The organism is Methyloceanibacter sp. (assembly GCF_051306395.1).
GTDB lineage: Bacteria > Pseudomonadota > Alphaproteobacteria > Rhizobiales > Methyloligellaceae > Methyloceanibacter.
The window spans coordinates 1-6,921 of sequence record NZ_JBPPND010000027.1 but is presented as its reverse complement, the minus strand read 5'-3'; the positions used below and the strand labels follow the sequence as shown (position 1 = coordinate 6,921).

Sequence of the window (6,921 nt, the reverse complement as noted above, 5' to 3'; positions counted from 1 at the left end):
CTTCTCATTGATCTCTGCGCTACCGGCCTCCGGCCTGCTTGAGCGCAATGTGCGCTCCGGCCTTTGACCGCTGTCGCGCGAGAGCAAATCCCAGCGAGCTTCTCGCAGGGGCTCGTAGTAGCCCCGGGGGGTGGCTCCGGCGCCGCCCGGAGGTCTCGCTGCGAACGAGACCCGCAGGCGCCGCACCCCGCCCCGCTCACGCCAACGCCTCGCGAGAACGCCCTTTGAACGGACGAGGTGATCGCATTGTACGGCAGGTTTCGGGGGCGGGCATAAGTGCGGCCTGCGTTACCACCGCTCATTCCCGCGAAAGCCGGAATCCAGGGCAACAAGCCTGTGGGCCCGTTTCTGGATACCGGCTTACGCCGGTATGACGGGGATAGGGAAAGAAGCCGGGCTAGCCGGCGATCTTGGAGAAGTCGGCGACTGTCTGGGTGGTGGCGCGGATGCGATTTAGGAGCCGCAGGCGGTTTTCGCGCAGCTTGGGATCGTCGGCGTTGACCGTCACCGAATCGAAGAAGGCATCGACGGGCTCGCGCAAGAGCGCCATGGCGCCCATCGCCGCTTCGAAATCCTCATTCTCAACGGCCGACGCCGCGGCCTTCTCGACCTCGTCAACCGCCTTGGCGAGCGCCTTTTCTTGCGGCTGCTCCAGGAGCGCTGGATCCGGCGCTTCGTCAAAGCTGCGGCCGTCCTTCTTCTCCTCGATACGCAGGATGTTCATCGCGCGCTTGGCGCCGGCCAGCAGGTGCTTGCCGTCTTCCGTCTCGAGGAAACGTCCCAGCGCATCGACCCGCGCGACGATCATCAAGAGATCGTCGCCACCGAGCGCGAATACCGCGTCCACGAGATCGTGCCGCGCGCCTTGGTCGCGCAAATGTACCTTCAAGCGGTCGACGAAGAAATCCAAGAGCGTTCTAGCCTTGTACCAAGCAACATCCACTTCGGTGCCCGGGTCCCTCTTTTTGGCAAGCGCCATGGCTGCTGCTTCAAGTGAAGCGCCGTCCACAATGAAGCTGGCTTTCCAGGCCCCCATCAGATTATGCAACAGCGGAAAAAGGTGAATCTTGTTTCCGTTCTCCAGAATAATGCGGATGACGCCGAGGGCGGCGCGGCGCAAGGCATAGGGGTCCTTCGAGCCGGTCGGCTTCTCGTCGATGGCCCAGAAGCCCACAAGCGTGTCGAGCTTGTCGGCAAGCGCCACGGCGATGGCGATGGGCGCGCGCGGCACGTCGTCCGTCGGCCCGACGGGCTTATAGTGCGCGGCGATGGCATCGGCGACGGACGGGTTCTCTTTCTGATCGAGCGCGTAGTAGCGGCCCATGACGCCTTGCAGCTCGGGGAACTCGCCGACCATGTCGCTGACGAGATCCGACTTGGCGAGGATGGCGGCGCGCTCGGCGAGATCGGGATCGGCCCCGACCAAGGGCGCGATCTCGCGGGCCAGATGAAAGATGCGCTGCACGCGCTCGTATTGACTGCCGAGCTTCTCGTGGAACGTGATCTCCTTGAGCTTGGGCACCCAGTCTTCCAGCGAGCCCTTGCGATCCTGTTCGTAAAAGAACTTGGCGTCCGCGAGCCTAGCTGCGATGACCCGTTCATTGCCTTGGGTGATCGCCCTGCCACGATCCTCCGCCTTCAGATTGGCGATAAGCATGAAGCGGTTTGCGAGTTCCTCGCCCTTCTTCAGCGAGAAGCATTTCTGGTGGGCTTTCATCGAGGTGGCGAGCACTTCCGGCGGCACGCTCAAGAAGTCCTCGTCGAAGGCGCCGATCAGCGGCACGGGCCATTCGGTCAGGCCCGCGTTCTCGGCGAGCAGCGCCTCGTCCTCGACGAGCGTCAAGCCTTCCTTCTCGGCGAGCTTGTGCGCGGTCTTTAAGATGAGTTCGGCGCGCTCGTCGGAGTCGAGGATGACAAAAGCGTCCTTCAGCTTCGCCGCATAGTCGCGGAAACTCTTCACGGTGAAGGCTTTGGGCGCCATGAAGCGGTGACCGCGCGTGCGGTTGCCGCTTTCGATGTCGATCTCGAACTCCACCACCTTGCCGTCGAAAATGCAGAGGACGGAATGGAGCGGCCGCACCCAGCGAAGCTTGCCGGCACCCCAGCGCATCGCCTTCGGCCAAGGGAAGTTGCGAACGATCTCGGGCACGATCTCGGCGATGACATCGGCCGTCTCCCGCCCAGGCTTCTCCAGCATCGCGACGTAGAAGCTGCCCTTCTTGTCCTCTCGCACTTCCGCTTGGTCGATCGACTTGAGACCTGCCGATTTGAGGAAGCCGCTGATCGCCTGTTCGGGCGCGCCTACGCGCGGGCCTTTGCGCTCTTCGCTGATATCGGGCGAGCGCTTCGGCAGGCCGTCGACGACAGCGGTGAGCCTTCGCGGCGTGGCGAAGGTCTTGACACGTTCGAAGTCGAGACCGGCGCCTTTCAGTTTGTCGCCGAGCAGGCGGCCGAGGTCCTCGCGCGCGCGCGGTTGCATGCGCGCCGGGATTTCCTCGGAGAAGAGTTCAAGCAGGAGCTCAGCCATTCGCGCTCAATCCTTACCGGCAGGCGCGAGGTCTTGACCGAAACCGATGTCGTGGTCGTCAAGATCCTGGATGCCGAATTCGAGAACGCCATAAGGCTTCTCACCAAGGTCGTAGTCGATATGCGCGCCGCGCTCCTTCATCTCCTCGTACATGGCGCGTGCGTCGTCGACCCAGAAATAGGCGTTCCATATCTGGTTCTTAATGCGCCAATACGGAACAATGTCGTGGCTGTCGGGTGACTGGGTCAGCATGACATGGGCAAAATCCCGCGCGGCGATGGCGAAGTCCGGTGGCTTGCCCCAGACGCCAAGCGTCCGGAAGCCGACCTTGTCGGCCCAAAAGGCGATCGTCTTTTCGAGATCGCGGGCGAACAGAACCGGTGCTTGCCGCAAGACCGTCGCCCGGCTCATGACGCTCCGCCCGCTTCGGTCTTGAGCCACGCGGCGCAGCACGCCTTGGAGAGATCGCGCACGCGCAAAATATAGGCCTGCCGCTCGGTCACGGAAATGACGCCGCGCGCATCGAGCAGATTGAAAATATGCGAGGCCTTGATGGCCTGGTCGTAAGCCGGCAGCACCATCAGATGCCGCTCGCCGTTCCCGCCCGCGGCGAGCAGCGCCTTGCACTCCGCCTCGGCGTCGCGGAAATGCTCGAACAGCTTCGCGGTATCCGCGTGCTCGAAATTGTAGCGGGAGTATTCCTGCTCGGCTTGCAAGAACACGTCGCCATAGGTGACCTTGTCCGCGCCCTCGCCGCCGTTGAAGTTGAGGTCGTAGACGTTGTCCACGCCCTGCACATACATGGCGAGACGCTCGAGCCCATAGGTGAGCTCGCCGGAGACGGGATCGCAGTCGAAGCCGCCGACCTGCTGGAAGTAGGTGAACTGCGAGACTTCCATGCCGTCGCACCACACCTCCCAGCCGAGCCCCCAAGCGCCGAGCGTCGGGCTTTCCCAGTCGTCCTCGGCGAAGCGGATGTCATGGTTCTTGGGATCGATGCCGATGGCGTAAAGGCTCTCCAGATAGAGGTCCTGAATGTCGGCCGGCGACGGCTTCAAAATCACCTGGAACTGGTAGTAGTGCTGAAGCCGGTTCGGGTTCTCGCCGTAGCGGCCGTCCTTGGGTCGCCGCGAAGGCTGCACATAGGCGGCGCGCCAGGGCTTCGGGCCGAGCGAGCGCAGCGTGGTCGCCGGATGGAAGGTCCCCGCCCCGATCTCCATGTCGTAGGGCTGGAGGATGACGCAGCCCTGATCGGCCCAGAAGCGTTCCAGCTTCAGGATCAGATCCTGGAACGAGGGCGCCTCATGTTGTTTGCTGGATTTGGACATTGGATCGAGGCGTTAGAGCGCACCTTGGCGGGGTCGCCGGACGCTAATGCAATTCCCCATTAAATTGAACCGTCATGCCCGGCCTTGTCCCGGGCATCCACGTATTTCCATCAGACCGTCAAAGACGTGGATGGCCGGGACAAGCCCGGCCATGACAGGCATGGATGACAACAATGGCTGTAGCGTTAATTGATGCCGCCCTTCAATGCGTCTGTTTAGGCCGGTAGACACCCGTCGAAGGGTCCTGCTCAAGCGGCACCGAATGATCGAGATCGCGGCGCTCCGCGGCCTCTTTCGCCGCGCGCAGATCGGCGGCGATGCGCTCCTGCTCTTTCTTGAAGTAGCGCCTGACCATGAGAAGCCCGGCGCCCGCGGCGATCAGAAGAAGAAGCTGCGGCATGGCTTACAACCCGAAACGCGACCAAAGCGAACGCGCCTCGACCGCTGAGATCACATCCGCGGCAAGCCCGTCCGGCCAGAGGCCGAAGTCGAAACCGCTCGCGCCGGCAAACACGCCCTGCTTGCGGCGGAACCAGGAGGTCGCCGGCGCCACGAGCTTGAAGCGTACGTCCTCGCCGAACACCTCGCGCATTTTGGAGCGGAGATCCGACAATCCGTCGACGAGACCGAGCTCGGCGGCCGTCTTGCCGGACCAGAACTCGCCCGTGAACAGCTCCTTGTCGGCCTTGGTGAGCTTGTCGCCGCGGCTTGTCTTGACCAGCTCGATGAAGGCGGCGTGCACGTCCTGCTGGATCGCCTTGATGCGCTTCACGTCGGCGGGCTTCTCGGGGAGAAAGGGATCAAGGGTATCCTTGTTGGCGCCGGCGGTATAGACGCGGCGCTCGACGCCGATCTTCTCCAAAAGACCGGGGAAACCGAACGTGGCGGCGATCACGCCGATCGAGCCCACGATCGAGCTCGTGTCGGCGTAGATCTCATCGCCCGCACAGGCGAGCATGTAGCCGCCGGAGGCGCACACGTCCTCGGCGAACACATAGACTTTGAGATCCTTCTCCTCGGCCAACGCGCGGATGCGCTTATAGATGAGCGTGGACTGGACCGCGGAGCCGCCGGGCGAGTTGATCTGGATGGCGATCGCCTTGGCGCCGCGCATGGAGAATGCCTTGTCGATGGCCAAGGCGACCGTCGAAAGGGTCAGGCTCGGCTTCAGCGGCGTGCTCATGCCAATCGGTCCGGTGAAGCGCAGCACCGGCACCAGCGGACGGGACTTGGTCCACCTCTCAGGGAGATAGGACTTTATCGTCTCCAGAAAACCGCCTTGGCTCATTCCGTTCTCCCTATCTTCAGACTCAACCCAGATCGAGGGTTACCTCTCTAAATCTGTATCAATAAAGGCCAGACCGGGGCAGCGTTGAAGCCTTTAATTAAGGCAGTCTCGCGAGGAGACATCAGCCTGTCCGAATGACTTGCTATACATCTTCTCACCGTGGGCGCATGCGCCGCTCCCGAGCAGCGCCTCGGATCATAGCGCGAATCCTGAGGAGACTCTGAGATGAAGAAGTTTGCGATCCTGGCGGCGGCGGTGGGCGTCATCGCGTTCACGATCGTCACGCTGCTGCCGCAGCCCGCGGATGCCGGCTGGCGCCGCAAGGCTTGGCGGCAGGGCTACGCACCCGGCGTAAGCGTTTATGTCGCGCCGCGCTACGGCTATTACGCGCCGCGGACCTATCGTGGATGCGGCTATTACCGCTGTGCCGGCTATCCTTACGCCTACTATCCCTATTGGCGCGGACGCTACTATCGCGGCTGGTACTAGGCGCGCGCACCGCCTGAAAGGCTAAGATTTTGGAGGGCCGTTCCCAGCGATGGGAGCGGCCTTCTTCTATGCGCGTTTTATGCGCGCGCTTCGTGGTGAACGCGCGATGAACGGCCACCTCAGACGGGGTTCAGGCCAGGCCTCCTAAAACAGCAGCCAAGACCGAGGGTCTTTAGAGACGTCAGGGTCTGCGACTAGCGGACCTTGCGAGCCCGAGAGCTCTCCTCACGCTCGGGCAAATTGGGGCTGCCGCCTTTCCCCCCTGGGCGGCGGCCCTTTTTTCGTGGGGCGCCAAGCCGAAGCGCCTCCCCGCCCCTGAGCACGGCCTCGGCGTGCCCCGTATAGGCCCCATCCGGTCCATGCAGGACCAGCCCCGAGAGGAGCCGTAGGCCGGCGCGGCTGCCTTTGCGCCCCTGCACGATGACGCGGACCGCAGGCTCCGCCGCCTTAGGAAACAGGGGAAAGACGGCAAGGTCGCCGAATCGGTCCTGAAGCAAATCCAAGAGCGCGCCGAGACAGTCGGCCCGGTGGATCACGGTCAAAGCGCCCTTCGGCGCGGCCATGGTGGTGAGAAATCGCACCCAGCGCCCAAGCTCGCCCCGCGGCATGACATGCGCGGCGGCCCGTGACGCGTTTGGCGCCGCCCGCACCGCGCCCTCCATATAGAAGGGTGGATTGGCCATGACCTGGTCGTAGCCTTCGCGGATAAGCCCGGCGGCGGCCAAGTCCTTGGCGGGCGCGGTGACATCCGCGCGGATTGCGGCGAACCGGTCCGGCAAGCCATTCCGCGCCGCGTTCTCCGCCGCAAGAGCGCATTGCCGCTCATCGATCTCGACCGCGGTCACGGTGGTCTTTGGAACCCGAGCGAGGAGGCAGAGCCCCGCGACGCCGACGCCGGCACAGGCGTCGAGCACGGAATCGCCTGCTTGAGCGCCCACGGCGGCGGCGAGAAACACCGCATCGCTCCCGGCACGATGGCCGGTTTTCGGCTGGAGGACAGTCAGACGACCGCCGAGGAAGTCGTCGGTGGTGGTGGTGCCCGTTTTGCCGCGCGGGCGGCTAGGCTTTGTCTTCGCCTTTGAGGTCATGACCGACACCGGCCTCGGTGAGCAAGTTGCGTGCCTCATCGATGCAATCTTCCTCCACCAAGACACGTCTTGGCAGGATTCCGATAGAGCCCTCCATCACGCTCATATTGGTGTCGAGCACGATGAAGCCGATCTCGGCCTCGTTCAGGAGCGCGCTGACAAAAGACAGAAGCACGGGGTCGTTCGAGCGCAACAATTCTT

The 6,921-nt window shown here is 63.4% G+C and carries 8 protein-coding genes; 1 reads left to right on the top strand and 7 read right to left on the bottom strand.

Annotated elements, in window-relative coordinates; translation table 11 throughout:
• Window positions 1-397 precede the first annotated feature (397 nt).
• From glyS to ACSLE4_RS02450, 5 genes are all read right to left on the bottom strand, one after another.
• On the bottom strand, window positions 398-2,527 hold the full coding sequence (glyS, locus tag ACSLE4_RS02470; protein ID WP_435902912.1) for a glycine--tRNA ligase subunit beta: 2,130 nt from the start codon (window positions 2,525-2,527) through the stop codon (window positions 398-400).
• Window positions 2,528-2,533: 6 nt separating this feature from the next.
• Window positions 2,534-2,938 (bottom strand): VOC family protein, encoded by a 405-nt coding sequence (locus ACSLE4_RS02465; protein WP_435902911.1) that lies wholly within the window; start codon window positions 2,936-2,938, stop codon window positions 2,534-2,536.
• A complete protein-coding gene (locus tag ACSLE4_RS02460) occupies window positions 2,935-3,855 on the bottom strand; it encodes a glycine--tRNA ligase subunit alpha (protein WP_435902910.1) in 921 nt (306 codons plus the stop codon). The genes ACSLE4_RS02465 and ACSLE4_RS02460 overlap by 4 nt, the downstream gene beginning before the upstream one ends.
• Before the next feature lie 202 nt (window positions 3,856-4,057).
• Window positions 4,058-4,255, bottom strand: a complete 198-nt coding sequence (locus ACSLE4_RS02455; protein ID WP_435902909.1) for a hypothetical protein — start codon at window positions 4,253-4,255, stop codon at window positions 4,058-4,060.
• Between the two features lie 3 nt (window positions 4,256-4,258).
• Window positions 4,259-5,143 carry a S49 family peptidase gene (locus tag ACSLE4_RS02450; protein ID WP_435902908.1) on the bottom strand — a complete coding sequence of 295 codons (885 nt, stop codon included), beginning with the start codon at window positions 5,141-5,143 and terminating at the stop codon, window positions 4,259-4,261.
• A gap of 225 nt (window positions 5,144-5,368) precedes the next feature.
• Between ACSLE4_RS02450 and ACSLE4_RS02445 the strand changes: the two genes are divergently transcribed.
• Window positions 5,369-5,632 (top strand): hypothetical protein, encoded by a 264-nt coding sequence (locus ACSLE4_RS02445; RefSeq protein WP_435902907.1) that lies wholly within the window; start codon window positions 5,369-5,371, stop codon window positions 5,630-5,632.
• 194 nt (window positions 5,633-5,826) lie between these two features.
• On the opposite strand, the gene ACSLE4_RS02440 is transcribed toward ACSLE4_RS02445, so the two are convergent.
• Entirely contained in the window at window positions 5,827-6,720 is an 894-nt protein-coding gene (locus ACSLE4_RS02440) for a tRNA1(Val) (adenine(37)-N6)-methyltransferase (protein WP_435902906.1), read from the bottom strand.
• Window positions 6,692-6,921, bottom strand: a 230-nt coding sequence (locus ACSLE4_RS02435) for a DUF2007 domain-containing protein (RefSeq protein WP_435902905.1), incomplete at its 5' end; no start/stop codon positions are given. The genes ACSLE4_RS02435 and ACSLE4_RS02440, both read right to left, overlap by 29 nt.